Annotated in this window: 25 protein-coding genes; 11 read left to right on the top strand and 14 right to left on the bottom strand. The window is 73.2% G+C overall.

Going from position 1 to position 24,777, the window contains the following annotated elements:
* The first annotated feature begins 1 nt into the window (after position 1).
* Positions 2–307 (top strand): hypothetical protein, encoded by a 306-nt coding sequence (locus tag MFF58_RS27180; RefSeq protein ID WP_238292607.1) that lies wholly within the window; start codon positions 2–4, stop codon positions 305–307.
* Between the two features lie 61 nt (positions 308–368).
* Positions 369–632 (top strand): hypothetical protein, encoded by a 264-nt coding sequence (locus MFF58_RS27175; RefSeq protein ID WP_238292606.1) that lies wholly within the window; start codon positions 369–371, stop codon positions 630–632.
* Between the two features lie 245 nt (positions 633–877).
* On the opposite strand, the gene MFF58_RS27170 is transcribed toward MFF58_RS27175, so the two are convergent.
* A complete protein-coding gene (locus MFF58_RS27170; RefSeq protein ID WP_238292603.1) occupies positions 878–1,675 on the bottom strand; it encodes a sigma-70 family RNA polymerase sigma factor in 798 nt (265 codons plus the stop codon).
* 434 nt (positions 1,676–2,109) lie between these two features.
* Between MFF58_RS27170 and MFF58_RS27165 the strand changes: the two genes are divergently transcribed.
* From MFF58_RS27165 to MFF58_RS27140, 6 genes are all read left to right on the top strand, one after another.
* Positions 2,110–3,285 (top strand): YihY/virulence factor BrkB family protein, encoded by a 1,176-nt coding sequence (locus MFF58_RS27165; protein ID WP_238292600.1) that lies wholly within the window; start codon positions 2,110–2,112, stop codon positions 3,283–3,285.
* Positions 3,286–3,738: 453 nt separating this feature from the next.
* Positions 3,739–4,449, top strand: coding sequence for a Crp/Fnr family transcriptional regulator (locus tag MFF58_RS27160; RefSeq protein ID WP_238292597.1), 711 nt, complete (start codon positions 3,739–3,741; stop codon positions 4,447–4,449).
* Between the two features lie 122 nt (positions 4,450–4,571).
* A complete protein-coding gene (larC, locus tag MFF58_RS27155; RefSeq protein ID WP_238292595.1) occupies positions 4,572–5,891 on the top strand; it encodes a nickel pincer cofactor biosynthesis protein LarC in 1,320 nt (439 codons plus the stop codon).
* Complete coding sequence (gene larE, locus MFF58_RS27150) at positions 5,888–6,706, top strand: ATP-dependent sacrificial sulfur transferase LarE (RefSeq protein WP_238292591.1); 819 nt, start codon at positions 5,888–5,890, stop codon at positions 6,704–6,706. Before larC ends, larE begins: the two co-directional genes overlap by 4 nt.
* A complete protein-coding gene (larB, locus tag MFF58_RS27145; protein ID WP_238292589.1) occupies positions 6,703–7,383 on the top strand; it encodes a nickel pincer cofactor biosynthesis protein LarB in 681 nt (226 codons plus the stop codon). The genes larE and larB overlap by 4 nt, the downstream gene beginning before the upstream one ends.
* A 55-nt stretch (positions 7,384–7,438) precedes the next feature.
* Positions 7,439–8,563 (top strand): aldo/keto reductase, encoded by a 1,125-nt coding sequence (locus tag MFF58_RS27140; protein WP_238292587.1) that lies wholly within the window; start codon positions 7,439–7,441, stop codon positions 8,561–8,563.
* A gap of 48 nt (positions 8,564–8,611) precedes the next feature.
* Here the strand turns inward: MFF58_RS27140 and MFF58_RS27135 are convergent, their stop codons facing one another.
* Complete coding sequence (locus MFF58_RS27135; RefSeq protein WP_308445484.1) at positions 8,612–10,888, bottom strand: xanthine dehydrogenase family protein molybdopterin-binding subunit; 2,277 nt, start codon at positions 10,886–10,888, stop codon at positions 8,612–8,614.
* A gap of 186 nt (positions 10,889–11,074) precedes the next feature.
* A complete protein-coding gene (locus tag MFF58_RS27130; RefSeq protein ID WP_238292582.1) occupies positions 11,075–11,644 on the bottom strand; it encodes a PepSY domain-containing protein in 570 nt (189 codons plus the stop codon).
* 239 nt (positions 11,645–11,883) lie between these two features.
* Here MFF58_RS27130 and MFF58_RS27125 point away from each other — a divergent pair, with 239 nt between their 5' ends.
* Positions 11,884–12,132 carry a hypothetical protein gene (locus tag MFF58_RS27125; RefSeq protein ID WP_238292580.1) on the top strand — a complete coding sequence of 83 codons (249 nt, stop codon included), beginning with the start codon at positions 11,884–11,886 and terminating at the stop codon, positions 12,130–12,132.
* Positions 12,133–12,138: 6 nt separating this feature from the next.
* On the opposite strand, the gene MFF58_RS27120 is transcribed toward MFF58_RS27125, so the two are convergent.
* On the bottom strand, positions 12,139–12,903 hold the full coding sequence (locus MFF58_RS27120; RefSeq protein WP_238292578.1) for a 3-hydroxyacyl-CoA dehydrogenase: 765 nt from the start codon (positions 12,901–12,903) through the stop codon (positions 12,139–12,141).
* A 220-nt stretch (positions 12,904–13,123) separates the two neighbouring features.
* On the opposite strand from MFF58_RS27120, the gene MFF58_RS27115 reads away from it, so the two are divergent.
* Positions 13,124–13,519, top strand: a complete 396-nt coding sequence (locus MFF58_RS27115; protein WP_238292576.1) for a DUF3307 domain-containing protein — start codon at positions 13,124–13,126, stop codon at positions 13,517–13,519.
* An 18-nt stretch (positions 13,520–13,537) separates the two neighbouring features.
* On the opposite strand, the gene MFF58_RS27110 is transcribed toward MFF58_RS27115, so the two are convergent.
* The 9 genes from MFF58_RS27110 to msuE all read right to left on the bottom strand — a co-directional run bounded on the left by MFF58_RS27110 (position 13,538) and on the right by msuE (position 22,657).
* Positions 13,538–15,103: a cyclic nucleotide-binding domain-containing protein gene (locus tag MFF58_RS27110; protein WP_238292574.1), complete on the bottom strand. Its 1,566-nt coding sequence runs from the start codon at positions 15,101–15,103 to the stop codon at positions 13,538–13,540.
* A gap of 68 nt (positions 15,104–15,171) precedes the next feature.
* Positions 15,172–15,804, bottom strand: a complete 633-nt coding sequence (locus MFF58_RS27105; RefSeq protein WP_238292572.1) for a hypothetical protein — start codon at positions 15,802–15,804, stop codon at positions 15,172–15,174.
* Between the two features lie 850 nt (positions 15,805–16,654).
* On the bottom strand, positions 16,655–16,924 hold the full coding sequence (locus tag MFF58_RS27100) for a hypothetical protein (RefSeq protein WP_238292570.1): 270 nt from the start codon (positions 16,922–16,924) through the stop codon (positions 16,655–16,657).
* Positions 16,925–17,073: 149 nt separating this feature from the next.
* Entirely contained in the window at positions 17,074–18,249 is a 1,176-nt protein-coding gene (gene ssuD / locus MFF58_RS27095; protein WP_238292568.1) for an FMNH2-dependent alkanesulfonate monooxygenase, read from the bottom strand.
* 121 nt (positions 18,250–18,370) lie between these two features.
* Positions 18,371–19,252 (bottom strand): ATP-binding cassette domain-containing protein, encoded by an 882-nt coding sequence (locus MFF58_RS27090; protein ID WP_238292565.1) that lies wholly within the window; start codon positions 19,250–19,252, stop codon positions 18,371–18,373.
* A complete protein-coding gene (gene ssuC / locus MFF58_RS27085) occupies positions 19,252–20,034 on the bottom strand; it encodes an aliphatic sulfonate ABC transporter permease SsuC (protein ID WP_238292562.1) in 783 nt (260 codons plus the stop codon). The genes MFF58_RS27090 and ssuC overlap by 1 nt, the downstream gene beginning before the upstream one ends.
* Entirely contained in the window at positions 20,034–21,065 is a 1,032-nt protein-coding gene (locus MFF58_RS27080; protein WP_238292559.1) for a sulfonate ABC transporter substrate-binding protein, read from the bottom strand. Before MFF58_RS27080 ends, ssuC begins: the two co-directional genes overlap by 1 nt.
* 54 nt (positions 21,066–21,119) lie before the next feature.
* On the bottom strand, positions 21,120–22,073 hold the full coding sequence (locus tag MFF58_RS27075) for an aliphatic sulfonate ABC transporter substrate-binding protein (RefSeq protein ID WP_238292556.1): 954 nt from the start codon (positions 22,071–22,073) through the stop codon (positions 21,120–21,122).
* Between the two features lie 8 nt (positions 22,074–22,081).
* A complete protein-coding gene (gene msuE, locus MFF58_RS27070) occupies positions 22,082–22,657 on the bottom strand; it encodes an FMN reductase (RefSeq protein ID WP_238292553.1) in 576 nt (191 codons plus the stop codon).
* Between the two features lie 556 nt (positions 22,658–23,213).
* On the opposite strand from msuE, the gene MFF58_RS27065 reads away from it, so the two are divergent.
* Positions 23,214–24,149: an SMP-30/gluconolactonase/LRE family protein gene (locus MFF58_RS27065; RefSeq protein WP_238292550.1), complete on the top strand. Its 936-nt coding sequence runs from the start codon at positions 23,214–23,216 to the stop codon at positions 24,147–24,149.
* Positions 24,150–24,271: 122 nt separating this feature from the next.
* Here MFF58_RS27065 and MFF58_RS27060 read toward each other — a convergent pair whose 3' ends face one another.
* Positions 24,272–24,472, bottom strand: coding sequence for a hypothetical protein (locus tag MFF58_RS27060; protein ID WP_238292547.1), 201 nt, complete (start codon positions 24,470–24,472; stop codon positions 24,272–24,274).
* Between the last annotated feature and the right edge of the window lie 305 nt (positions 24,473–24,777).

Below are 24,777 nucleotides of genomic sequence, written 5' to 3'. Positions count from 1 at the left end.
CATGATTGACACCTCGTCTCCCCCGCCCGGATGGGCCGAGGCCGTGGCGCGCGCCGGGACCGAGCTCGGCCTCGGGACCGCCTACGCGGTGATGGATCCGGCGACCTGGGACCGGGTCCGCCGCCGCGCCGGGGAGATCCTCGCCGGGCAGGGGCAGGCGCTGCCGGCCGGCTGGGAACGCGCCCTGGACCGGGTCTCGGGCCGCGCCGACCCGGACGGTGGGGCCGGTGACGCGCTGGCCCGCGACGAGGCCGATGCCGTCCTCGCCGAGAAGGGCGAGGTGTTCGCGCCCGAGGACGATGCCTGAACGGCGCGTGACGCGCGGCCGGGTGGTTGCCGTCGCGCGGGCTTGGGCCGATGTAAGGGGGATGCCTCAGCCCGAACGCCAGCACGCCGCCCCGCGACCCTCCGCCCAGGGGCGTTCCGCCCGAGGGGCCTCCGGCGGGGCCGCGGCCCCCTTGCGGGTGGTGCCCGTCGCGAGCGGCCCGGCGCTCGACGAACCGACGCGTCTGCGCCTCGGCCGCCAGTTGCGGGCGCTGTACGATCCTGTGATCGACGAGGCTCTGGATCCGCGGCTGGCGGAGCTGCTGCAGCAGCTCGACGCGGACCGGGCGGGCGGCGCCGCGACCTGAACGCCGGGCATCCCGGACCGAATTTGGATCGAGTAGGGGCCGCAATGGGGCTCCCGCCGGTGGATCGGGGGGATGTCACACCGACGGGAGCTGAGCCGAGCCGACGGATCGACCCAACCCGCCCTTATGTCGCCCGGGACTGGGGCCGGGCGCTTTCACCTAAGTCAAATTTCTCGCCGAATACCGGTAGAGAAATGCCGATTTCGCGAGCACGACCACGTCTTGGGCGGCGAGAACCGTGCTGATCAGGCCGTCGCGCCGGTCACCGAGAGCATCACGCCGTCGTTGCCGATCTCGGACCCGCTGTAGCCGAGCATGCGCGCGAGCTGCTCGCGGGCGCGCCAGACGCGGCTCTTCACCGTGCCGATCCGACAGTTCATCACCGCCGCGGCTTCCTCGTAGCTCATGTTCTCGATCGCCACGAGGACGAGGGCCTCCCGCATCACCGGCGCCAGCCGGTCGAGGGCGGCGCGCACGTCCTGGAGGTCGAGGTGGCCGCCCTGCTCGGGCACGCTGGTGAGGCGCTCGGCGTGGTTGCCGTCGGTGTCGGCGACCTCCCGACCGTGCTTGCGGTGCTGGCTGTAGAACACGTTGCGCAGGATCGTGAACAGCCACGCTTCCAGGTTGGTGCCGGGGGTGAAGCCCCCGCGCCCGCGCCAACCGCGCAGCAAGGTGTCCTGCACGAGGTCGTCGGCCGCCGCCGGATCGCGGGTCAACGAGACGGCGAAGCGGTGCAGGGCCGGCACCACCTCCAGCAGGCCCGCGCGGAAGGTCGCCTCCCGGTCGCCCTCGGCCTGCGCGAGGGCGGCATCGAGGCGCGCCAGCAGGTCGGCGAAGTTCTCGGCGGCGGCGCCGGGCTCCGGGCCGATCTGCTCGTAGGCGCGGCCGAGCAGGGTGCCGAGATGGGCCCGCACGGTCTCCGGCAGGCCGTGCCGGAGGTCCCCGCTGAAATCCTCTGCGAGGTCGTCCGAATGATCCTCCGGGAGGTCTCCCGCGAGATCCGCCACGGAGTCGAGAAGGGATGGGCCTTCGGTGTCGGGCATTCAGGTCCGGTCGTCGGCGAGCGGGCCGGTGGCCCCGTAGCATCGGTTGTGGCCCGCCCAGGGTCCCCATGCCGCAACATGGGTTAGCCATTCTCCCGAACGGGCTCAGCTCCGGGAGCCGTATCGCCGCGCCGCCGGCCCCGCCGGCCCCGCCGGCACGGTCGCGAAGGCAGCCGCGAAGGCAGCCGCGAAGGCGCCGCGAAGGCCTCGGCCGCCACCCGGCCGAGGCCGCTCGGAGCCCCGCTGATCACAGCCGTGCCGCCGTTCGGCGGCGCCCTGCCGGGTCTCCGCATCCTATTGCAACTGTACGGAGAACCGTTGCGCGCGAAGTGGCGTTCCCCTGGCAGTGGCGGCGCTCGGGGGTCTGCGCGCTGACCCGCGCAGACCCCCGAGCGCCGCCCGTATCCCTGCCGCACCTTCTCCGAGGTCAGCCGATGTCAGCCCCCGAACCCGCCAGCACCGAGGCAGCCCGTCCGCACGGGCAGCCTTCGACGGTCTGGACGCTGGCGCTCGCCACCGCGCTGATCGGCCTCGTGGCCCTCCCGCGGCGGGCGGGTCGTCCGGCAGCGAGATCCTCTGGTCCGGTCGGGTCCTCCGGCGGCGACGGGGCTCGGCGGTCTTCGCCCTCGCACGAGGGCGGCGAGGCTCACGCGGTCGCCCGAGCCCAAGCCGACCGCGGCCGCAACGCCTCGGGACCGACCGAGATCCCCGCCAAGGGCTGGAAGGACATCGCGGTGCGCACCTATCACGACATCGGCGAGAACCGCCTGTCGCTGATCGCGGCCGGCGTGACCTTCTTCACGCTGCTCGCCATCTTCCCCGCGGTGGCGGCGCTGGTGTCCTGCTACGGGCTCATCGCCGACGCCTCGACCATCAACGACCAGCTCGCGAGCCTCCAGGGCATCCTGCCCCAGGGGGCGCTGGAGATCGTCGGCGATCAGGTCAAGCGGCTGAACGAGCAGGGCAGCACCACCCTCGGCTTCAGCCTGATCCTCGGCATCGTGCTGTCGGTCTGGAGCGCCAACGGCGGCGTGAAGCACGTCTTCGACGCGCTCAACCTCGTCTACAACGAGCGCGAGGCGCGCAACTTCGTCGTGCTCAACCTCGTCTCCCTCGCCTTCACGGCCGGCGCGCTGCTGTTCCTCATCCTGGCGCTGGCCGCAGTCGTGGTGCTGCCGGTGGTGCTCTCCTATGTCGGGCTCGGCACGGATGCGTGGTGGCTGACGTTGCTGCGCTGGCCGGCCCTGCTGGTGGCGGTCCTGCTCGGGCTCGCCCTGCTCTACCGCTACGGCCCCAGCCGGGACGCACCGCGGTGGCGCTGGGTCACGGCCGGGGGCGCGCTCGCGGCCGTGCTGTGGGTCGCCGCGTCGCTGCTGTTCTCCTGGTACGTCGCCCATTTCGGCAGCTACAACAAGACCTACGGCTCGCTCGGCGCGGCCATCGGCTTCATGACCTGGATCTGGCTCTCGACCATGATCGTGCTGGTCGGCGCCCAGGTGAACGCCGAGATGGAGCACCAGACCGCCGAGGACACCACCGTCGGCAAACCGCAACCGCTGGGCACGCGCCGGGCGCGCATGGCCGATACGGTGGGGGCCGCTGCCGAATAGGGCACGCGTCGCCCATTCTGGGGCGATGGCGGGTTACGGCCTGCGCGCCAAGCAATCGCTGGATCGAGAGCCGATCCCGGAGGTGATCTGGGCCCCGTCGGCCTGCGCCGGACGACCGCGCCAGGTGAACTAACACAGGTTAGCGCGCGTTTTTCCGGTACAGGCACAAGCCGATCAAGAAGTTCCGGACTTCATTGGCCGGAAGATCGACGCTCCTTGCCTGATAGAAATATCCGTGGCTGCCAATTTCAACGATACCGCCGGCGTCACTGTCGTGCCGACCGGCCCCGGCGCGGAGTCCCCTCGCCGTGGCCGCGCCGGACCCCCGGCGCTGCCCGGCCCGGCGGGGCGCCCGGTTCCGGCCGCCGCGCATCCGATGGCCCCGGGGCTCGCGGCATGAGACGGCTCGGCATGCGGCACGTCGGCTCGGCGGCGCTGTGACCGGAGGCGGACGTGGATAACCCGTTCGTTCGGAAGATGGAGCGGCATGTCCGGCTCGGGCCCGAGGACCGCGCGATGCTGGACGGCCTCGCGCGCCAGCACGTCCGCCACGTCGCGGCCCGGCAGGACATCGAGGGGCAGCAGAGCGACCTCTACCACACGCACCTCATCCTCGACGGCTGGGCCTGCCGCTACAAGCAGTTCCCGGACGGGCGGCGGGCGATCGTCGCGCTGCTCCTGCCGGGCGACCTGTGCGATCCCTTCGTGTTCCGCCGCGCGCGGATGGACCACGCCATCGGGGCGCTGACCCCAGTCACCGTCGCCCGGATCACGCCGGACCTGATCGGCGACGCCATGCGCAACCGGCCGGCGGTCGAGGAATGCCTGTGGCGGGAAATGCTCGCCACCCTGGCCATCCACCGCGAGTGGATCGCCAGCGTCGGCCGGCGCTCGGCGATCGAGCGGCTGGCCCACCTGTTCTGCGAGCTGCACCTGCGCCTCGCCCGGGTCGGACTCGCGGACGGGACCTCGCTGCCGATGCCGGTGACCCAGCCGGACCTCGCCGACGCCCTCGGCCAGACGAGCGTGCACATCAACCGGACCCTCAAGGAGCTGCGCACCAGCGGCCTCGTCGCCCTCCGCAGCCGGCGCCTGACGATCCGCGACCTCGACGGGCTGAGGGAGCGGGGGCTGTTCGACCCGGCCTACCTGCAGCTCGCCTGAGCCCGGCGGGCGATACGCCGCGGCAGGGCCGACCGCGTGAGTCGCAGGGCGAACCTTGCCGCGGGCCCGAATCGGCCGATCTCAGCCGGACCTTCCCTCCGGCCGGGACCGCCTGACAGACGATGCACATCCACCTCGACCCGCTCGGCGGTGTCGCCGGCGACATGTTCGCCGCCGCATTGCTGGACGCCTTTCCCGAGCACCAAGAGGGCGTGCGTGCGAGCGTCCGGGCGGTCGATGCGCGCATCGCCTGCGCGACGCAGGACCACAACGACGGCATCCTGAAGGGCCTGCGCTTCGCCGTTTCCGCCCCCGGGGCCGAGCCCGGTCACGGACCGCACCGGCACGACCACCCTCACCCTGCGCGGGATTACCACGGGCATCACGGCCACGATCACGGCCACGGCCACGATCACGGCGATGCGCCCGATCACCGACACGGCCACCGGCCCTGGGCGGAGATCCGCGCCGCGCTGGAGGCGGCCGATCTCGCGCCGGCCGTGCGGGCGCACGCGCTCGGCATCTTCGGCCACCTAGCCGACGCCGAGGCCCGGGTCCACGGTGTTGCCGTGGAGGCGGTGGCGTTCCACGAGGTCGGCGCCTTCGACTCGATCGCCGACATCGTGGCCGCCGCCCACCTGATCGCCGCGCTGGAGGTGCGCAGCTGGAGCGTCTCGGCCCTGCCGCTGGGCTCAGGCCGGGTGCGGACCCAGCACGGCCCCCTCCCCGTCCCGGCCCCCGCCACGACGCTGCTCCTCGAAGGCTTCCCCACCCTCGACGACGGGATCGCCGGCGAGCGCGTGACCCCCACCGGGGCGGCGATCCTGCGCCACCTCTGCGGGGACGATCCCGGGCGGGGCCGGCCCCGGGGCCTTCTCGGACGCACCGGCATCGGTTTCGGCACGAAGGTTCTGCCGGGCCTGAGCAACTGCCTGCGCGTCCTGGTGCTGGAGGATGCGGTCGCACGCGGATCGGGCCGGCGGGACCTCGCGGTGATCGCCTTCGAGGTCGACGACCAGTCCGGCGAGGACCTCGCCATGGGCCTCGACCGGCTGCGCGCGGACCCCGGCGTGCTCGACGTCGTGCAGGCGCCGGTCCTCGGCAAGAAGGGCCGGATGATGGCCCATATCCAGATCCTGGCGCGCCCGGAGAGCCTGGAGGCGGTGATCGCGGCCTGCTTCCGGGAGACCACCACGATCGGCCTGCGGTATCACCCGGTGGAGGGCGCGGTGCTCGAGCGCGCGGCCCGCACGGTGGCGCAGGACGGCCGGTCGGTGCGCGTGAAGGTGGTGGACCGGCCGGGCGGGCGCACCGCCAAGGCCGAGGCCGACGACGCGCGCGACGCGGCGGGCCACGCCGCGCGGGCGGCCCTGCGCCGGGAGGCCGAGCGCCTCGCCCTGGAACCGCAGCCGGCGGGGACGCCGGAGGAGGAGAAGCGATGACGCGCCAGCATCTCGAATCCGTCCTGGCGGGGCTCGGGCCCGTCGCGGTGGCGGTGAGCGGCGGGGTCGACAGCCTGACGCTCGCCACCCTCGCCCACCGGCGGGCGCCGGGGACGGCCCTGATGGTCCACGCGGTCTCGCCGGCCGTGCCCGACGAGGCGACCGCGCGGGTCCGGGCCGAGGGCGTCCGCGAGGGCTGGGACCTGCGGGTGATCGAGGCCGGCGAGTTCGCCGACCCGGCCTACCGGGCGAACCCGGTCAATCGCTGCTTCTTCTGCAAGACCAACCTGTACGGGGCAGTCCGGCGCGTCACCGACCGGCAGATCCTGTCGGGCGCCAACCGCGACGACCTCGGCGAGTACCGCCCCGGCCTCGACGCCGCCCGGGAGCACGGCGTGCGCCACCCCTACGTGGAGGCGGGCTTCGACAAGGCGGCGGTCCGGGCGCTCGCCCGCGACCTCGGCCTCGGGACCGTGGCCGAATTGCCGGCGGCGCCCTGCCTGTCCAGCCGGGTCGAGACCGGCATCCCGATCGAGCCCGAGACCCTGGGCTTCATCCACGCCGTCGAGCGGCTGGTGGGCGGGGCGCTGGCCGGGGGCGGCGTCGGGCGCGCGGTCCGCTGCCGGGTGCGCGCCGAGGGCGTGGTGGTGGAACTCGATCCCGGGAGCCTCGCCGCCCTCGACGCGGAGCGCCGCGCCGCCCTTGGGGCCGGCATCCGCACCCTCGCGCCGGCGCGCCTCGACGGCCCGGTCCGGTTCGCCCCCTACCGGGTCGGCAGCGCCTTCCTGGTCGGACAGCGGGAGGCCCGGCCGTGAGCGTGGCGGAGGAATTCACCCTCGACTTCGCCCGGTCCGAGCGGATTGGCCTGGAGGAGGCGATCTTCTGCGCCGGCAAGAGCCCCGAGCAGATCGACGCGATCCTGGAGGCCGCCCGGGCGCGCGGCGCCTCGCTCCTCCTCACCCGCCTCGACCCGGAGAAGCGCGACCGGCTCAGCGCAGCCGCGCGGCTCGACTATTGCGCGGTCTCGCGCACGGCGGTGTTCGGCGCGGCGCCGCAGATCGCCGGCCCGGCCCGGGTCGCCGTGGTGGCGGCCGGCACCTCGGACGTGCCGGTCGCCCGCGAGGCCCTGCGGGTGCTGGCCTATGCCGGCCGGGCCGCGACGCTCTTCGCCGATGTCGGCGTCGCCGGCCTGTGGCGGCTGACCACGCGGATCGAGGAGATCCGGGCGCATCCGGTGGTGATCGTCGCCGCCGGCATGGACGCGGCGCTGCCCAGCGTCGTCGGCGGCCTCGTGGCCGGGGCGGTGATCGCGGTCCCGACCTCCGTGGGCTACGGCGTCGCCGCGGGCGGGCGCGCCGCCCTCGACGCCGTGCTGGCGAGCTGCGCGCCCGGCATCACGGTGGTCAACATCGACAACGGCTACGGCGCCGCCTGCGCGGCCCTGCGCCTGCTCCACGCGGCAGGGCGCCTCGCCGAGGAGATCGAACGATGACCCGGTGCGAACCGTTACCTGCCCTCACCCAGACATCCTCGAACGGAGACAGCCGATGGAACGCCGCAGCTTCCTTCAGGGCGCCGTGCTCGGCGCGGGACTTTCAGGCGCCGGCCTCGCGGGCGCCGGCAGCGCGGGTGCGGCCGTGAACGCCCCCGCGCTCCCCGGCAACCGGCCGCAGGACCCGGCGGACCTGCCCTTCGTCACCGAGCCCGGCGAATTGCGGGGCGAGATGCTCTACCGGCCCTTCGGCCGGACGTCGGAGACGATCTCGGCGATCGGCATGGGCGGGTTCCACCTCGGCAAGAGCGCCGTGACCGACGACGAGGCGACGCGGCTGATCCATGCCGGGATCGACCGCGGCATCACCTTCATGGACAATTGCTGGGACTACAACGAGGGCCGCTCCGAGCTGCGCATGGGTGCCGCCCTCGCCCAGGGCGGCTACCGCGACAAGGTCTTCCTGATGTCCAAGATGGACGGGCGGACCAAGGAGGAGGCGCTCAAGCAGATCGACCAGTCGCTCCTGCGCCTGCGCACGGACCGGATCGACCTCGTCCAGCACCACGAGATCCTGCGCTACGACGACCCCGACCGGGTCTTCGCCGAGGGCGGGGCGATGGAAGGCTTCCTGGAGGCCCGGAAGCAGGGCAAGCTGCGCTACATCGGCTTCACCGGCCACAAGGACCCGCGCATCCACCTGCAGATGCTGGAGGTCGCCGCCGAGCGCGGCTTCCACTTCGATTCCGTGCAGATGCCCGTCAACGTGATGGACGCGCATTTCCGCTCGTTCAGCCACCTCGTCCTGCCGTACCTCGTGCAGAACGGCATCGCGCCGCTCGCCATGAAGACCTTCGGCGACGGGGTGATCCTGAAGGCGGACGCGCCGATCAAGCCGCTTGAGTACCTGCACTTCTCGCTGAACCTGCCGGTCTCGGTGGTGATCACCGGCATTCAGAACCAGCGCGACCTCGACCAGGCCTTCGAGGCGGTGAAGACCTTCAAGCCGATGGACAAGGCGGCGGTGGCCGAGCTGCTGTCGCGCTCGAAACCCTACGCGCTGGAGGGCAAGTACGAGCTGTTCAAGACGAGCGCGACCTTCGACGGCACCGCCAAGAACGCGGCGTGGCTCGGCGAGGACGTGCAGGGCGTGAAGAAGCTGGCGCCGACGATGGAGTAGGGCGCACCCGCGCCCTCCCCCTCTGCGGGGCGGGAGACGGCGGCCCCCTTAGGCCATGTCCTCCAGCCGGATCGGCAGGCTCCGGATGCGGCGGCCTGTGGCGTGGTGGACGGCGTTGGCGATGGCCGCGTTCATCCCGATGATGCCGAGCTCCCCCAGCCCCTTCAGGCCCAGGGCGTCGACCTGATCGTCGGGGTCGGGCACCAGCAGCGCCTCCACCTCGGGCGCGTCGGCCGCCGTCGGCACGAGGTACTCGGCGAGGTCCGGGTTGCGGTAGGTGGCGCCGTCGAGCACCGTCTCCTCCAGGAGCGCCGAGCCGAGGCCCCAGATCATCCCGCCCATGAGCTGGCTCTTCGCGGTCAGCGGGTTGAGGATCCGCCCCGCCGCGAAGGCGCCGGTGAGCCGCGCCACCCGGATCTCCCCGGTCTCGGCATGGACGCGGACCTCCGCGAACTGCGCCCCGAAGCCCCAGGACACCGCTTTCCCCGCGCCGCCGAGCGCCAGCCCGATATGGCCGCCGCGCAGGCCCCTGAGCGCCGTCTCCCGGTCGCTGCCCTCGGGCACGAACTCCGCGACCGTCGCGACCCCCTCGGGCCCGACCGCCTCCGAGAGGGCGATCCCGGTCCCGTCCGGGGCGACGAGCCGCCCGCCCGCGAGGCGCAGGGAAGCCGGATCCTGGCCGGCGAGGCGGCCGCCCTGCCCGGTCGCGGCCTGCGCCAGCACCGCGCGGAGCTGCCCGCAGCCCAGCGCCAGGGCGTTCATCAGGCTGGTCGTCGTGCTCGAGCCGCCGGAGATGCCCGCCGGCGGCAGGTCCGTGTCGCCGAGCCGGACCGTGACCCGCTCGACCGCCACGCCGAGCCCGTCCGCCGCGCCCAGGGCGAGCAGCGTGGTGATGCCGTTGCCGATCTCGTGGTGCGCGCAGGCCACCTCGGCGGCGCCGTCCGGGCCGAGCCGGACCCGCATCGTGGCGGCGGCGATCTTCACGGGTCGCACCGAGGCGGCGCAGCCGAGGCCCACCCGCCAGGGTCCGTCGCGCATCGTGCCCGGCCGCGGGGCCCGGCGCGACCAGCCGAAGGCCCGCGCCCCGGCGTCGAAGCAGGCCATCAGCGGCCGGGTCGAGAACGGTTTTCCGGTGACCGGATCGACCGCGGTGTCGTTGAGCCGACGCAACGCGATCGGGTCCATGTTGAGCGCCGCCGCCATCTCGTCGACGGCGCTCTCCAGGGCGAACAGGAATGGCACCTCCGGGGGCGCCCGCATCGGTCCCGGCGTGTTGCGGTCGACCCGCACGGCCCGCTCCTCGGTGCGGATGTTCGGGCAGGCGTAGAGGCTGGCGGTCACCTCGGCGCCCTCCATGACGAACGGATCGAAGCGCGACGTCACGGTCTCGGCCTCGTGCACCAGGGCGGTGAACCGGCCGGTCCGGTCGGCGCCGAGCCGGATGCGGTGGCGCGATTCCGGCCGGTAATTGGCGATGGTGAAGCAATTCCGCCGGCTCGGCACAAGGGAGACCGGCCGGCCGAGGCGCCGCGCCGCCAGGGCGACCAGCGCCGTGTGCTGCGACAGCGCGAATTTCGAGCCGAAATGGCCGCCGATCAGACCGGCCACCACCCGCACCTGCGCGGGATCCAGCCCGAGCTGCGCGGCGAGCCCGTGCTGGACGGCGCCGACGTAGCGGGTCGGCTCGTGCACGGTGAGCCGGTCGCCGTCCCAGGCGGCCCGGGTGGTGAACAGCTCGATCGGGTTGTGGTGCTGGGCCGGCGTCGCGTAGCGCGCCTCGACGCGGACGGCCGCGTCCGCCAAGCCCGACTCGGCGTCGCCCCGTTCGATATCCGCGTGGTGGGGCTTCAGGTCGGCGAGGCGCAGCGTCTCGGCGCCGGGCGCGTCGAATCCGCCGGCGGCGGGCTCCTCCGCGTAGGAGACCCTGACCGCACCGGCCGCCGCCGCGGCGGCCTCCAGGGTCTCGGCGACGACCAGCGCCACGATCTGGCCGGCATAGGCGACGACGTCGGAATCGAGGGGCCGGTGCGAGCTGTTGGCGAAGCCGCCGGCCATCAGGTGCTTCACCGGCGCCACCGCGCCCGCGAAGTCCCGGTGGGTGAAGATCCCTAGAAGGCCCGGCACCCGCTCGGCGGCCGCGAGGTCGAACCCGGTGATGCGGCCCCGGGCGACCGTGCTGGTCACCAGGGCCGCGTGGGCCGTGCCGGTCTCCGGCCCGGTGAGGTCGGAGCTGTAGAGGGCCCGGCCGGTGACCTTGTCGGGGCCCTCGACCCGGGTGTGGGCCCGTCCGAGATGGGCGTCGATCTCCAGCGCACCCGCGTCCATGCCGCCCTCCCCGTCCGCGGCCATCGGGGCCGCATCGCGAAATGGGAAGTGCCGTGGGGGCGCTTCGGCTCCGCGGGCGGTGGGGTGACAGGATGCAGCGGCCGGTCCGACCCGGCCGTCACCGCTGCGCTCCGCCCGCAGGGACGGAGGGGCTTGCGGCGGCCTGCGCCGCCGCAGCCCTCGGCCTCAGTTCTGGACCTTGCCGTCCGGTCCGACCTTGACCTCCTGCTCCTTGTCGGCGCCGGCCACCTTGATCTCGTACTGGACCGAGGCGCCGTCCTTCTCGACCTCGGCCTCGTAGGCCTTGCCGCCGCCGGCCTTCTGCTCGGCGATGGCGAGCGCGTCCTTCAGCGAGGTCTTGGCGTTCTGGAAGTCGGAGGCCTTCAGCCGGGTGAAGTAGCGCTCGAACGGCTGGTTCTCGGTCTTGTAGAGGACGCCGGTATCCGCGTTGATGCCGTACTCGACCAGCTTGCCGCTCGGGTAGACGACCTTGACGCTGTAATGGGCCGGATCCTTGCTGTCGGCCTTCTCGAAGTCGGCGTCGATGGCGCGGCCGCCCTTCTCCTCGCCCTGCCCCTCGGCGGTGGTGAGCGCCTGGGCGAGGCCGACCTTGGCGACTTTGGCGACCTGCCACTCCTTGAGATTGGCGTCGGCCTTGCTGGCCGGCTCGGCGGGGGTCGAGGTGGCGGTCTGGGCGAGGGCGAGGCTCGTGGAGAGCGCGAGCAGGCCGGCCGCGGCTGCGAGACGATGGATCATGGCGGGGTCCCTCTGCGGGGTTCGATCACGGGACCGAGAAACGTCGCTTGCGCGAGACGGTTGCCGACCGCGGATCCGAAAAGCGCGCCGGGTCAGGCCGGGCGGCCCGCGGGCTCCGGGGTGCGACGCTCCCGGCCGCGCGGACCGGCGAGACGACGGCCCCCCCCGGCTGTATGAGGGGGCGACCAGCGCCGGCGCACCCATCCGCGTCGGCCGCCCCCTTCGAGACGGAGCCGGCCATGACCGCGAACGAGCCCGAGCCGCTGGACGAGTTCACGCGCCTGCACGCCAAGCTCTCCGCGCTGGAGATCGTGCTTGGGGTCCTGATCGGGCGGCTCTCCGAGGAGAACCCGGAGATCCGCGAGGACGTGAAGCGCGACGTGGCGGCGATCCTGTCCGACATGCCGATCGACGGACCGAGCGAGGAGATGATCGCCGACGAGGTCCGCCGGGCCGCCGGGATCCTGACCAGCGTGTCGATCGGCTGAGGCGCCTCAGCGGGGCGGCATCCGCAGCGCCCCGTCGAGGCGGATCGTCTCGCCGTTCAGCATCGGGTTCTCGCAGATGTGGCGGACGAGGTCGGCGTATTCCGACGGGCGGCCGAGCCGTGGCGGGAACGGCACGCTCCGGCCCAGCGTGTCCTGCACCTCCTGCGGCAGCCCCGCCATCATGGGCGTCTCGAAGATGCCCGGCGCGATGGTGACCACCCGGATGCCGTGCCGGGCGAGTTCCCGGGCGATCGGCAGGGTCATGGAGACGATGCCGCCCTTGGAGGCCGCGTAGGCCGCCTGCCCGATCTGGCCGTCGAAGGCGGCGATCGAGGCGGTGTTGACGATCACGCCCCGGGCGCCCGCCGCGTCGGGCGCCTCGCGGGCGATGGCCTCGGCCGCCAGCCGGATCATGTTGAAGGTGCCGACGAGGTTGATCGAGACCGCCCGCGCGAAGGTCTCGAGCCCGTGCGGCCCGTCGCGGCCCACCACCTTCTCGCCCGGGGCGATGCCGGCGCAGTTCACGAGCCCGTGCAGGTGCCCGAACGCGTCCAGGGCGGCCCGGACCGCCGCCTGCCCGTCGGCCTCGCGGGTGACGTCGGTCTCGGCGAAGCGGGCCGCCGCGCCGAGATCCGCCGCCACCCGGGCGCCGGCCTCCCGGGCGATGTCGGCCAGGACCACCCGGGCCCCCGCCGCCACGAGGCCCCGCGCCGTCGCCGCGCCCAGGCCCGAGCCCGCGCCCGTGACGATGAAGACGCGATCCTTGACCATCGTGGCTCCTCCCGGTCCCGGCCGCCAGGCCGCACCCTGTCACGTAGCGCGGGACCGGGCAGGCCGGAAGACGCAGCGCGTGCGGCGCCCGGGGCAGACGGGCCTGCGGCCGCGCGCCAGGGCCCGGGCGGCGGTGTATGCTCTGCCAGTCCCGATTCGGATCGCGCGACGCCTCCGGAGGGACACCGCGGGGCTCGCGCCCAGGAGGGCCAGCGCCGCGATGCCGTCCTTCGACACGCCCGTCCCGGTCGGAGCCTTCGCGCTGCTTATCCTCGCCTTCGCGGTGAAGCAGCTCGGCGCGGATTTCCTGCTGCAGAGCAACTGGATGGCGCAAGGCAAGGAGCGGTCCTCGGCGTGGCTCGCCCCGCTCTGCGCCCATACCGGGTTGCACGGGCTCGGCACGCTGCTGATCGCGCTGATGGTCAAGCCGGCCCTGTGGTGGCTCGCGCTCGCCGATTTCGCGATCCACGCGGCGATCGACCGCGGCAAGGCGCTGGTCGGCCGGCGCACCGGCTTTCCGGCGACGGATGCCCGCTTCTGGTGGCTGATCGGCACCGATCAGTTCCTGCATCAGGTCACCCATATCGGGCTCGCCCTGGTGCTGGCGGCGGCCTGAACCCGGCCGCCGGCCTCCTCACTGCAGTTCGGCTTTGAGCAGCCGGTTCGTGTCGACGACCTTGCCGGCGAGTTCGAGGAGCAGGAAGCGCTGGAACAGCAGCGCGAGGTCGGGGCGCTCGCGCTCCATGCGGGCGAGGGTGGCGCGGTCGATGCCGACCACCCGGCAGGGGCTCTCGGCCAGCGCCGTGGCGGTGCGCCGGCCGCCCTGCACCAGGGCGATCTCGCCGATCACCGTGCCCGCCGTGGTGGTGCGCAGGCGCAGGTTGGGCCGCCCGGCCAGGGCCATCTCGATGGAGATGGTCCCCCGTTCGAGGAAGTAGAGGGCGTCGGCCACCGCGCCCTGGCGCATCAGCGTCTCGCCGGCGGCGAGGTCGCGCACGGTCAGGTAGGGCGCGAAATCGGCCGGGCCGACCGCGCAGCTCAGCCGGTCCGCCAGCTGGTCCGTCATGTGCCGGGCGAAGTGCGCGACCTCCCCGGCCCCGGCACTTCCGGCCTCGGACAGGAGCGTCGCCTCGGCCTCGCGCAGGGCCGCGTCGAGGGTGTCGCGGATCCGGATCCGCCCGTTGGCGGTGAGGCGGCTGCGCGCGACCTGCCGCAGCACGGTCGGGCCGAGATGGGCGAGCAGCACGTCGAAGCCGCGCTGCTCGGCGAGCAGCCCGATCTTGCGGAAGGCCACGAGCGCCGAGCTGTCGAGCCCGACGCAGTCCCGGAAATCCAGGATCAGGACGCGCAGATCCGCGGCCTCGGCTGCGGCCCGGGCGTGGACCGCCTGCGCGTTGAGGAAGAACAGGTAGCCCTGCAGGGCGTAGATCCGGGTCCGGGCCACGGCCACGCGCAGCCGCTCGGCCGTGTCGGGCGCGCGGATGACGCTGCTGCGCCGCTCGGCCCCCGAGAGGGACCGGCGCACGGCCGGGATCTGCGCGTACTGGACCGCGAAGATCAGCATCGCCATCACGACGCCGACCAGGAAGCCGGCGGTCGCGCCGAACAGCGCGGTGGCGGCGCACACCACCAGCGCGATGGCGATCTCCCAGCGCAGGAAGGCCCGGCCGGCCAGCGCGAGGTTGGTCAGGTGGCCGAGGCCGAGGGCCACCAGGGCGCCGCCGGCCAGCGGGCGCGGCAGGAGCGCCAGGATACCGGCTCCGAAGACCAGCAGGAACGCCATCGCCGCCAGGGTGAGCCAGCGCCCGAGCCAGCGGCCGCCGCCGATGTTGTGCAGCAGCAGCGTCGAGGTCCGGTCGAAACCCATCACCGGGCTGCCGAACAGGCTGCCGAGCAGGTTGGCGAAGCCCGAGGCCACGAAGACCCGGTCGACGTTGAACGCGCGCCGCAGGTCCAGCTCGGCGCTGACGACGTAGAGGATCTGCACGATCACCGCGACGACGACGTACGTCACGAGCTTGGGCAGGACCGGCAGGAGCAGGGCCGGGTCGAAGGAGGCGAGGTCGCCGACGACCGGCATCCGGAGCAGCGAGCCCGTCGGCAGCGGGTCGATCAGCCAGCCGGCCGCCTGCGCGGCGGTCGTGCCGATGCCCTGCCAGGCCAGGCCGCAATGGACCGCGACCAGGCTGGCGAGGATCACGGTCGGATAGGTCGCCCAGTGCGCGATGCGGCGGGGCAGGTAGAAGGCGCAGACGCCGATGGCCAGCGTCAGGCCGACGCGCCCGTACGCGCCGGGATCGATCGGGCCGATCCCCGGCGGCCGAGGAGGCCGAGCAGCGCGCCGAGGGGATCGGAGAGCTGCGCGCCGATCTGGACGCCGCTGCGCAGGAGCAGAAGGCCGACACCGGCGAGGAAGCCCATGAGAACCGGGAACGGCAGCAGCTGCGCCAGCAGCGAGGCGCGCAGGGTCCCGAGCATCGCGAAGACGAGGCCGGTGATCGCGGTCGAGATCCCGCAGGTGACGAGGACGATCCGGCCGACCGCGTCGGGATCGGTCAGGCCCGCCGCGCGCAGCTGCTCGGCGACCGCCGCGGCGATCGCGGCCTGCACGATCGCCGCCGCCCCGAAGAAGGACAGCGAGACCACCACGCTCCGCCGCAGCGCGAGGAAGACGAGGCTGCCGGCCAGGTAGGCCGTCAGCATCGCCGACACCCCGGCGGCCCGGCTCTCCGCCAGCGGTCCCGAGAAGATCAGCTGCGAGAAGCTGATGAGATCGACGAGGATCATCATCGTGGCCACCGCGGCGGCCACGGCGGTGCGCGACAGGCGCAGCGTCGCGGCCGTCGCGACGCCCTTGAGCCCCGGCGCGCGCCCGGCGGATGACAGATCGGCGGTGGCCATGGGCGCAGGGTCCGGGTCTCGACGGTCCGGCGCAGGCCGGGGTCACCGACGCTGCGCCGTCGCGCGCGGTTGCGGATGGAGGCCGGACCCGCGCGGGATTGATGAGCGCCTCCTGATCGACGCCGCACGCTTAAGATTTCGTGTTGGTTGACCGGTTCCGGCGCGATATTTACTCGGACTGTCCTGGGAACATCAGAGTGCAGCCGTATCGGATCGGGGCTGAAACCTGCCGATCGGATCCGGATCGGGCGTAGGATTTCGGTAAGACTTATCGTCAGGTCATCGCGTCGGCCACGGTGCACCGTGGCCGCCGGACTTCCTCGCCGTCGGCAGAGGCGTGGCATCGTCCCCGCGCGGCAGTGCCGGGGCTCGGCCCAGCAATCCGTACGGCTTTTCGGAACGCCGGCGTGTCCGGATCCCCGGCTCCGCCGCGCGGATCCGGACCGGCGACGTCGAGCCTCGAGCGTCGACGCGACGCCCACGCTCGGGGAGGCATACGGTTCCCTGAAAGGGCCTGCCCGGCGCGAACCGCCCGGCCCGTGCCCCGACGGGACGCGGCGCCCCGGTGATGAGGCCCCTCTTGGAGGCGCGCCGGCGCGGGCACCTCAGGATGACGGGAGGGATGGCATCCCCGTGACCCGGGGGCCGAGCCGCGCCGTCAGCGGGCACGGCGCGCGCTTCGCGGGGGGGCTCGCCGTCCCACGGCCGCGCCGCGGAATCCGGGCTTCAGGGCCGCCGACCCGGTACGGGCGCGGCGGCGGTGCCGTGGGTCGCGTCGGCGGACCCAGACGATCCCGGCGGGCCCCCCGCGCGGGCATCAGAGCCGCCAGGGACCGCCCGGCCGGACGCTTCAGCGCGCTTCGCTGAACCGCTTGGTCGCCCGCTGCTCCTTCTTGTAGGCGGTGATCGCCGCCGAGCAGCCGGGGGAGAGGTTCTTGAGGTTGGCCTTGAAGCAGGCCTCGACCTCCGGGCCGCCCGGCGCGTAGGCGCTGCAGTAATCCATGTAGTCGCCGGTGCAGTGCTGCTTGAGGGCTTCGCGGGCCGGGGATTGCTCCGCGAAGGCTGCGGCAGGGCCGAGGCAGAGACCGATGGCAAACAGGGCCGTCTTGGTCGAAGTCATGGATATCCTCCACGCGTCCAGGCCGCGCGAGCGGGTCGCGCGGCGATGGCCGGGGCGGATGGACGCCAAGGATGGCGCCAGCGTGACGCCCGGGCCATCTGAATGCAGATCAGCCATGCCCGATGCTGCCGGGCGGCCCGATCCGCCGGTCAGTGCGCCCCGGCGCGGCGGGCCGGCACGAGGTCGTTGGCGATGATCTCGCCGAACGGACCGTCGTTGCGGGCGTTGCCGGCCGGCCGGCCGGTGGTGGGACGCAGCGGCAGTTTCGGGAAGACCAGCTCGGCGAAGCGGTAGGCCTCCTCCAGGTGGGGGTAGCCCGAGAGGATGAAGCGGTCGATCCCGAGATCGATGTATTCCTTCATCCGGTCGGCGACCTGATCGGCCGAGCCGACCAGCGCCGTGCCGGCGCCGCCGCGCACGAGGCCGACACCGGCCCAGAGATTGGGCGCCACCACGAGCCTGTCGCGGCTGCCGCCGTGGAGGGCCATCATGCGGCTCTGGCCGACGGAATCCTGGCGCTTCAGGGTCTCCTGCGCCTTGGCGATGGTGGCGTCGTCGAGCTTCGAGATCAGCGTCTCGGCCGCCTCCCAGGCGGCGGCCTCGGTCTCGCGGGCGATCACGTGCAGGCGGATGCCGTACGAGAACGTCTTGCCCTTCGCCTCGGCGGCCTGCCGGGCGGCGGCGATCTTCTCGGCGACCTGTGCGGGCGGCTCGCCCCAGGTGAGGTAGACGTCGCAATGCTCGGCCGCCACCGTCATGCCGGCGGGGGAGGAGCCGCCGAAGTAGAGCGGCGGATAGGGCTTCTGCACCGGCGGGAAGATCACCCGGCCGTTCTCGGTGCGCAGGTGCTCGCCCGCGAACGTCACGGTCTCGCCCGCGAGGAGGCCGCGCCAGATCGTCAGGAACTCGTCGGTGACCGCGTAGCGCGCGTCGTGGGACAGGAACACGCCGTCGCCGGCGAGCTCCACCGGGTCGCCGCCGGTGACGACGTTGATCAGGAGGCGCCCGTTCGAGATCCGGTCCAGGGTCGCGGTCATGCGGGCCGCCGCGGAGGGCTCCATCAGGCCCGGCCGCACCGCCACGAGGAAGCGCAGGCGCTCGGTCAAGGGCGCCAGCGCGGAGGCGACGATCCAGGAATCCTCGCAGGAGCGCCCGGTCGGCAGCAGCACGCCGTAATAGCCGAGCTCGTCGGCCCCCTGCGCGATCTGGCGGAGATAGCTGAGCGAGACCGCGCGGGCGCCCTCCTGAGCGCCGAGATAGCGCCCGTCGCCGTGGGTCGGCAGGAACCAGAGCACGTCGGCGCGCCCGTCAGTCGGTGCGGTCATCGGAATCTCCGTTGCGGTCCATGCGATCGCGCGTCGGGCGCCGGAGGGGGCCCGGTTCGTCCGAACAGGTGCCGCCTCGGGGGACCGAACGCAATCGCCTCAGGCAAGTCAGCATGGCGTCTCAGCCCTGCGGGGTGCCGAGCAGGTGGTCGAGGATACGTCCTTCCAGCCGCGCCAGATCGGGATCCCCGCGTCGGCGCGGGCGCGGCACCTCCACCTGCAGGTCGAGGGCGATGCGCCCGGCCTCGACCACGAGGATGCGGTCGGCGAGCGCCACCGCCTCGGCGACGTCGTGCGTCACCAGCAGCGCCGTGAATCCCTGGGTCCGCCAGATCCGCTCGATCAGGTCCTGCATGTCGATGCGGGTGAGGGCGTCGAGGGCGCCGAGGGGCTCGTCCAGGGCGAGCAGACCCGGCCGGCTGACCAGGGCGCGGGCCAGGGCCACGCGCTGGCGCTGCCCGCCCGACAGGGTCGCGGGCCATTGCCCGGCCTTGTCGGAGAGGCCGACCTCGGCGAGCGCCTCCAGCGCCCGCGTCCGGCGCGCGGAGCGTGAGCCGTGGCCGGACAGGCCGACCGCGACGTTGTCGACGACCCGGGCCCAGGGCAGCAGGCGCGGCTCCTGGAACATGATCCGCTTCGGCGGCTCGGACCGGCGGGCGCTCCCGGCCGGCCCTTCGAGGTCGATCCGGCCGCCGGTGGGCGTCTCCAGGCCGAGGATCAGGCGCAGGAGGGTGCTCTTGCCGCAGCCGGAGCGGCCCACCACCGCGGTGAAGCCACCGGCCGGCAGGAAGAGGTTGAGGCCTTCGATGACGGCGTTGCCGTCGAAGCTCTTGCGCAGGTCGCGGACGGTGACAGCGATCCCGCGCCGGCCGAGTTCCGCGGGCGACGGCGCGGGGCCGCCGGGCCGATGGGGATCGGACCGGGGATCGGACCTGGGCTCGGTCCGGGGATCGGCGGCGACGGCTTCGGGGAGCGGCTCGGGGCGGACGGCGTCGCGCAGCATCAGGCGCTCCTGTAGGCGGGGTTCCAGCCGAGGCAGGCGCGCTCGAGCCGGCGGGTCAGGGCGTCGGCGAGCTTGCCGAGGCCCGCGTAGATCAGGATCGCCAGCACGACGACGTCGACCAGCATGAACTCGCGGGCCTGCATGGCCATGTAGCCGAGCCCCGACGAGGCCGAGATCGTCTCGGCGACGATGAGCGTCAGCCACATGATGCCGAGGGCGTAGCGCAGGCCCACGAAGATCGACGGCAGGGCGCCGGGGAGCACCACCCGGGTGAACAGCTCCGTGCGGGACATGCCGTAGACCCGGCCCATCTCGACGAGGCCGGGATCCACCGAGCGGATGCCGTGCAGGGTGTTGGCGTAGATCGGGAAGAACACGCCGAGCGCCACCAGGAACAGCTTGGCCTCCTCGCCGATGCCGAACCACAGGATCACCAGCGGGATCAGCGACAGGTGGGGGACGTTGCGCACCATCTGCACCGAGGTGTCGGTCAGCCGCTCCGACAGGCGCGACAGGCCGTTGGCGAGGCCCAGCGCGAAGCCGATGCCGCCGCCGACCACGAAGCCCGCGAGCGCCCGCAGGGTGCTGACGCCGAGATTGGTCCAGAGTTCGCCGGTCCGCCCGGCCTCCCAGCCGGCCCGGATCACGTCGAGGGGCGCTGGCATGAACCGGTTGGAGACCAGTCCGACCGAGACCGCGGCCTGCCAGCCCAGCAGGATCACGGCCGGCACCAGCCAGGGCAGCGCCCCGTCGCGCAGGCGCTCGAGCCTGGAGGCGCGCATCAGCGGTTCTCCGCCCGGGGGCCGGCCTTGTGGGCCGGTGGCGTCCACACCGCGTCGGCGACCCGGATGGGCTTCGGCAGGAGGCCGAGGCCGTGGAAGGCGTCCGCGACCTTCTGCTGGTCGGCCACCGCGGCCGCGTCGAGGGGCGCGACGCCGTACGACAGGCGGCCGAGCGCCACGGTGAGGACCGGGGCGGGAATGCCCACCGCGGGCGCGAGTTCCGCAGCCACGGCCTCGGCGTGGCCCTTCGCCCAGGCATCGACCGCCGCGATCGCCCGGATCACGGCCGAGACGATCTCGGGGCTGGTCTCGGTGAAGCCGCGCCGGGACAGGTAGAACTGGCGGTTGGGGGCGAGCGCCTGTCCGTCGGTTCCCCGCCCGTCGACGAGGTCCCGGGCGCCGGTGGCGCGCTCGGCGGCGGCCTGGAACGGGTCCCAGATCACCCAGGCATCGACGGAGCCGCGCACGAAGGCGGCGTTGGCGTCCGCGGGCGCCAGAAAGGCGAGCTTCACCGCGTCGTAGGGCACCCCCGCCCGCTCCAGGGCGCGCACCAGCAGGTAGTGGACGTTGGACCCCTTGTTGAGCGCGATGGTCTTGCCGCGCAGGTCGGCGACGCCCGTCACCGGGCTGTCCTTGGGCACGAGGATCGCCTCGCCCCGCGGGGCCGGCGGCTCGGCGGCGACGTAGCGCAGCTCCGGGCTCGCGGCCTGGGCGAAGATCGGCGGCGCCTCGCCGGCTGAGCCGAAATCGATCGCCCCGGCGTTCAGCGCCTCCAGGAGCGGCGGCCCGGAGGGGAATTCCGACCACGACACCGTCGTGCCGAGCGGCTGGAGCGCCGTCTCCAGGGTGCCGCGGCCCTTCAGCAGCACGAGGGAGCCGTATTTCTGGTAGCCGATCCGGACGCTGCCCGCCGCGCGGGCGGGGCGCAGAGCCGCGGCCGCGGCGAGGCCGAGCCCGGCCGACAGGAGCAGCCGGCGGTTCGGGGCGAGACCGGCGGAGCGGGACAGGGTGCGGGGCGTTCGGTCGGTCATGGATCTCTGCGGTGGTGTCTGCTGGGATCTCTGCGGTGATCTCTGGGGTCGGTCTCAGCCGTTGCGGGCGGGGGCCGTCCAGACCGCGTCGGCGATCCGGATCGGCTTCGGGATCAGCTTCAGGCCGTGGAAGCGGTCGGCGACCCGCTGCTGCGCGGCGATCACCCGGTCGGTCATCGGTCCGATCACGTAATCGGTCCGGTCCACCGCCCGGCGGGTCGCGGCCAGGGGCACGCCGGTGCCCCGCGACAGGAGGTCGGCGACCGCCCCGCGGTTCTGCCGGCACCACGCCGCCACCTCGGCGAGGGCGCCGATGGCGGCGGCGAGCGCGGCGCTCCGGCCCTCCGCGAAGGGCCGGCTCGCCAGGAAGAAGTTGTTCTGCAGGGCGATGTCGGTGGCCAGCGCCAGGACGCGCACCCCCTCCCCCGCCTCGGCGATGGCGAAGTACGGATCCCAGATCGTCCAGGCATCGATGCTGCCCCGGGCGAAGGCCGCCGCCGCGTCGGCCGGCGCCAGGGTCACCGGCTCGATGTCGGCGTAGGTCAGGCCCGCCTTCTCCAGGGCCGCGATGGTCAGGTTGTGGGCGCTCGACGCCTTGGCGAAGGCGACGCGCTTGCCCTTGAGGTCGGCGAGGGTGCGGATTCCCGAGCCCTTCGGCAGCAGGATCCCGATGCCTGAGCCGCCGGCCTCCTGGGCGGCCGCGTAGACGAGGCTGGACCGCGCGGCCTGCGCGAAGATCGGCGGCGCGTCGCCGGTCTGCCCGAAATCGATCCCGTCCAGCGACAGGGCTTCCAGCAGCGGCGGCCCGAAGGAGAACTCGGTCCAGCGCACCGTCTGCCCGAGGGGCTCTAGGCGCTCCTCGATGATGCCCTGCTGCTTGGCGACGACCAGGATCCCGTTCTTCTGGTAGCCGATCCGCAGTACGCCGGGCTCGGCCGCGCGGGCCTGCCGGGCGAGGGGAACGGGAAGGGCCGCGAGGGCGGCCAGCAGGGTGCGGCGGTCGAGCATCGGGCGGCTTACTCGGCGGCGGCCAGTTCGACCGGCGCGGCGGCCGCGGCCCGATGGGCGAGCAGCGCGGCGAGCTGACCGCCCGCCTCCGCGGCGCGGGCGCGCACGCCGGCCTCGGTGAGCGCGCCGTCGGTGAAGTCCGCGTCCGAGGCGTAGACCGCGGTGGGGATCTGGAGGGCGCCGAAGAAGCCGAAGAGCGGCCGGAAGGCGTGCTCGACCACCAGCGCGTGGCGCGCGCCGCCGCCGGTGGCCACGATGGCCACGGGCTTGCCGGCCAGGGCCCCCGGATCGACGAGGTCGAACAGGTGCTTGAACAGGCCGGTATAGGCACCCTTGTAGACCGGCGAGCCGACGACGAGCCCGTCCGCCGCCTCGATGGCCGCCAGGACGTCGCGCGCCGCCGTCGGAAGCTGGTCACGGGTCCAGGCGGCGCCGAGGCCGGGACCGGCATCGACGAAATCCAGGATGCGCGCGTCGAGCGCGGTCTGCGCGCCGGCCTCGTGCAGCACCGCGTCGACCAGGGTGCGGGTCTTGGACGGCCGCTGCACGTTCGCGCTCAGCCCGACGAGTCTCGGTGGTGTCATACTGGATGCCTTGCGGTGGGGCTGGACGGGGCTCCGATCGGACCGAGCGGAGGCTGCACGACCGGATGTTCAGACTGTTCTCTAGAAGTGACGGTCCTCACTCCGGACGTCAATGAAACGGGTTTCCCAATTCGCCCGTGTGAGAAAATCGTTCTCCTCACGAACGCGCATTTTGGATACGGATTTACTTCGACGATTCCGGCGGGACGACCGCGGCTCTGCCGGTTCGGCCGATCATGACTGGTCGGAATGGGATTCCTACCTACGATATCCGTCGGAACCGGTTGGATCTCCTAGAGAGTGCCGCCCTCGGAGAAGCGGCATTCCCCATCCGCCCGCTGGGCGCGCGGGCAGAATCCCGCCGACGTGGGGCGCGACGGGCCGGCTTTCCGCCCTGAACCCGCAGCCGCGCAAATCCGAGAACCGACCGGACCCGCCGTGGTTGTCGGGGGTGATCGGATCGGGTCGCGCCCGCAGGGTCGGCGGGGCGGCTGTCGACCGGAGGTCCGGGCTCGCGCCCGGCGCGAGCGCCGCGGGAGAGGAAGACGGCGCATCGATGACAGACCTGCTGCGCCCCGCGGGGCCGCCCGAGCCCGTCCCGCCCGTGGATCCGCCGCGCGCCCTGGATCCCCGCTTCGCCGCGGCGATGCCGCGGACGGCCCGCCTCGTCTCCCTCTACGATCAGGCGGTGTTCTCCGAAGGCCCGGTCTGGTGGCCGGCCCGCGGGATCCTGGTCTGGTCGGACGTCGAGGGGCGGCGGGTGCTGGGCTGGCACCCGGACGGACGGGTCGAGGTGGTGATCGACGCGACGCCGTTCATCAACGGCAACACCGTGGACCGCGACGGCAACCTCGTCCACTGCGAGCACGGCACCCGCCGCATCGCCCGGACGAGCCCGGACGGGCGCTACGCGGTGCTGGTCGACGGCTATCGCGGCGACCGGTTCAACTCCCCCAACGACGTGGTCTGCGCCGCCGACGGGGCGCTGTGGTTCACCGATCCGGCCTACGGTCTGACCTCACCGCGGCAGGGCAGCCTCGCGCCCTCCGACCTCGGCCACCACAGCGTGTACCGCTTCGACCCGGAGCGCGGGGTCCTCGACCGCGTCGCGGAACTCGGGCAGCCGAACGGGCTCGCCTTCGCGCCGGACGGGAGCACGCTCTACGTCACCGACACGTCGCGCACCCTGGGGGGCGACGGGCATACGATTCACGCCTTCCCGGTGGCGGGAGACCAGCGCCTCGGTGCGCCGCACGTCGTCGCCGCGGTGGAGCCAGGCGTGCCGGACGGGCTGTGCGTCGACCGTCGCGGCTGGATCTGGACGAGTTCCGGATCGGGCGTGCAGGTCTTCTCCGCCGAGGGTCACAGGCTCGGGCTCATCCCGACGCCGCAGGGCTGCTCGAATTGCTGCTTCGGCCCGGGCGAGGAGCGCCTGTTCATCACCGCCGGGCAGCACCTCTACGCCCTCGATCTCGTCGGCGCGCCGGCCTGACCGCGCCCGCAAGGCTCCTGGGGAAGAGGCGCCCGGAGAAGGCCCGCGCCCGGAATTGGTCCGCGCACGAAAAAGGGCCAGCCGCGATGGCTGGCCCCCGATCCTGCAGCCTCCGCAGAGGCTTACTCCGCCGCGTTCATCTCGGCCGTGAAGTGACCGCACCAGTCGCTCGACGCGACCACCGGCCAGAGGCCCTTGGAATCCGGCTCCGGCTGGCTGACGGGCGGGTTGAAGCGGCACAGGCCGGCATCACCTTGGGCGGCGCCGCCATTCCCCTTGTGCTCGTCGAAGAACTTGCAGCTGTCGCAATGTGCGCTGGCCATGTCGTGTGTCTCCCGATGCGGATCGGCGTCGCCTCACCTTCTCATAAGAATTAGAACAGTTACAATCTGCCCGTCAAGGGCGGACGCGATGATGGCGGGCCATCGGACAATCCGCCGCTCACGAACGGCGGTCCCGGGACCCCCGTGTCGAGGTCGGCCCGCGGCGGATCTCGGCCCGCGATGCGCTGCCCGTCCCTGACCTGACCGGCTGGCTTTGGACCGGGCTGATTGAGAGGATCAGCCTGGACCAGAGGAGTTGGGGATGAAGCGAGGACAGAGGCCGAGCGCGGAACAGGTCGTGCTGA

It is taken from the genome of Methylobacterium longum (genome assembly GCF_022179385.1).
In the GTDB taxonomy this organism is placed as follows: domain Bacteria; phylum Pseudomonadota; class Alphaproteobacteria; order Rhizobiales; family Beijerinckiaceae; genus Methylobacterium; species Methylobacterium longum.
The sequence above is the reverse complement of the archived record's forward strand: the minus strand, read 5'-3'. Positions and strand labels throughout refer to the sequence as shown.

What these genes read in the sequence shown, in the direction of transcription:
- MFF58_RS27105 (WP_238292572.1), bottom strand. Translation starts at nt 15,804, where the DNA reads ATGGCCACCGCCGATCTGTCATCCGCCGGGCGCGCGCCGGGGCTCAAG.
- MFF58_RS27165 (WP_238292600.1), top strand. Translation starts at nt 2,110, where the DNA reads ATGTCAGCCCCCGAACCCGCCAGCACCGAGGCAGCCCGTCCGCACGGG.
- MFF58_RS27135 (WP_308445484.1), bottom strand. Translation starts at nt 10,888, where the DNA reads ATGGACGCGGGTGCGCTGGAGATCGACGCCCATCTCGGACGGGCCCAC.
- MFF58_RS27065 (WP_238292550.1), top strand. Translation starts at nt 23,214, where the DNA reads ATGACAGACCTGCTGCGCCCCGCGGGGCCGCCCGAGCCCGTCCCGCCC.
- MFF58_RS27100 (WP_238292570.1), bottom strand. Translation starts at nt 16,924, where the DNA reads ATGACTTCGACCAAGACGGCCCTGTTTGCCATCGGTCTCTGCCTCGGC.
- MFF58_RS27080 (WP_238292559.1), bottom strand. Translation starts at nt 21,065, where the DNA reads ATGACCGACCGAACGCCCCGCACCCTGTCCCGCTCCGCCGGTCTCGCC.
- MFF58_RS27180 (WP_238292607.1), top strand. Translation starts at nt 2, where the DNA reads ATGATTGACACCTCGTCTCCCCCGCCCGGATGGGCCGAGGCCGTGGCG.
- msuE (WP_238292553.1), bottom strand. Translation starts at nt 22,657, where the DNA reads ATGACACCACCGAGACTCGTCGGGCTGAGCGCGAACGTGCAGCGGCCG.
- MFF58_RS27175 (WP_238292606.1), top strand. Translation starts at nt 369, where the DNA reads ATGCCTCAGCCCGAACGCCAGCACGCCGCCCCGCGACCCTCCGCCCAG.
- MFF58_RS27115 (WP_238292576.1), top strand. Translation starts at nt 13,124, where the DNA reads ATGCCGTCCTTCGACACGCCCGTCCCGGTCGGAGCCTTCGCGCTGCTT.
- MFF58_RS27130 (WP_238292582.1), bottom strand. Translation starts at nt 11,644, where the DNA reads ATGATCCATCGTCTCGCAGCCGCGGCCGGCCTGCTCGCGCTCTCCACG.
- ssuC (WP_238292562.1), bottom strand. Translation starts at nt 20,034, where the DNA reads ATGCGCGCCTCCAGGCTCGAGCGCCTGCGCGACGGGGCGCTGCCCTGG.
- MFF58_RS27170 (WP_238292603.1), bottom strand. Translation starts at nt 1,675, where the DNA reads ATGCCCGACACCGAAGGCCCATCCCTTCTCGACTCCGTGGCGGATCTC.
- MFF58_RS27140 (WP_238292587.1), top strand. Translation starts at nt 7,439, where the DNA reads ATGGAACGCCGCAGCTTCCTTCAGGGCGCCGTGCTCGGCGCGGGACTT.
- MFF58_RS27120 (WP_238292578.1), bottom strand. Translation starts at nt 12,903, where the DNA reads ATGGTCAAGGATCGCGTCTTCATCGTCACGGGCGCGGGCTCGGGCCTG.
- MFF58_RS27075 (WP_238292556.1), bottom strand. Translation starts at nt 22,073, where the DNA reads ATGCTCGACCGCCGCACCCTGCTGGCCGCCCTCGCGGCCCTTCCCGTT.
- larE (WP_238292591.1), top strand. Translation starts at nt 5,888, where the DNA reads ATGACGCGCCAGCATCTCGAATCCGTCCTGGCGGGGCTCGGGCCCGTC.
- ssuD (WP_238292568.1), bottom strand. Translation starts at nt 18,249, where the DNA reads ATGACCGCACCGACTGACGGGCGCGCCGACGTGCTCTGGTTCCTGCCG.
- larC (WP_238292595.1), top strand. Translation starts at nt 4,572, where the DNA reads ATGCACATCCACCTCGACCCGCTCGGCGGTGTCGCCGGCGACATGTTC.
- MFF58_RS27125 (WP_238292580.1), top strand. Translation starts at nt 11,884, where the DNA reads ATGACCGCGAACGAGCCCGAGCCGCTGGACGAGTTCACGCGCCTGCAC.
- MFF58_RS27090 (WP_238292565.1), bottom strand. Translation starts at nt 19,252, where the DNA reads ATGCTGCGCGACGCCGTCCGCCCCGAGCCGCTCCCCGAAGCCGTCGCC.
- MFF58_RS27060 (WP_238292547.1), bottom strand. Translation starts at nt 24,472, where the DNA reads ATGGCCAGCGCACATTGCGACAGCTGCAAGTTCTTCGACGAGCACAAG.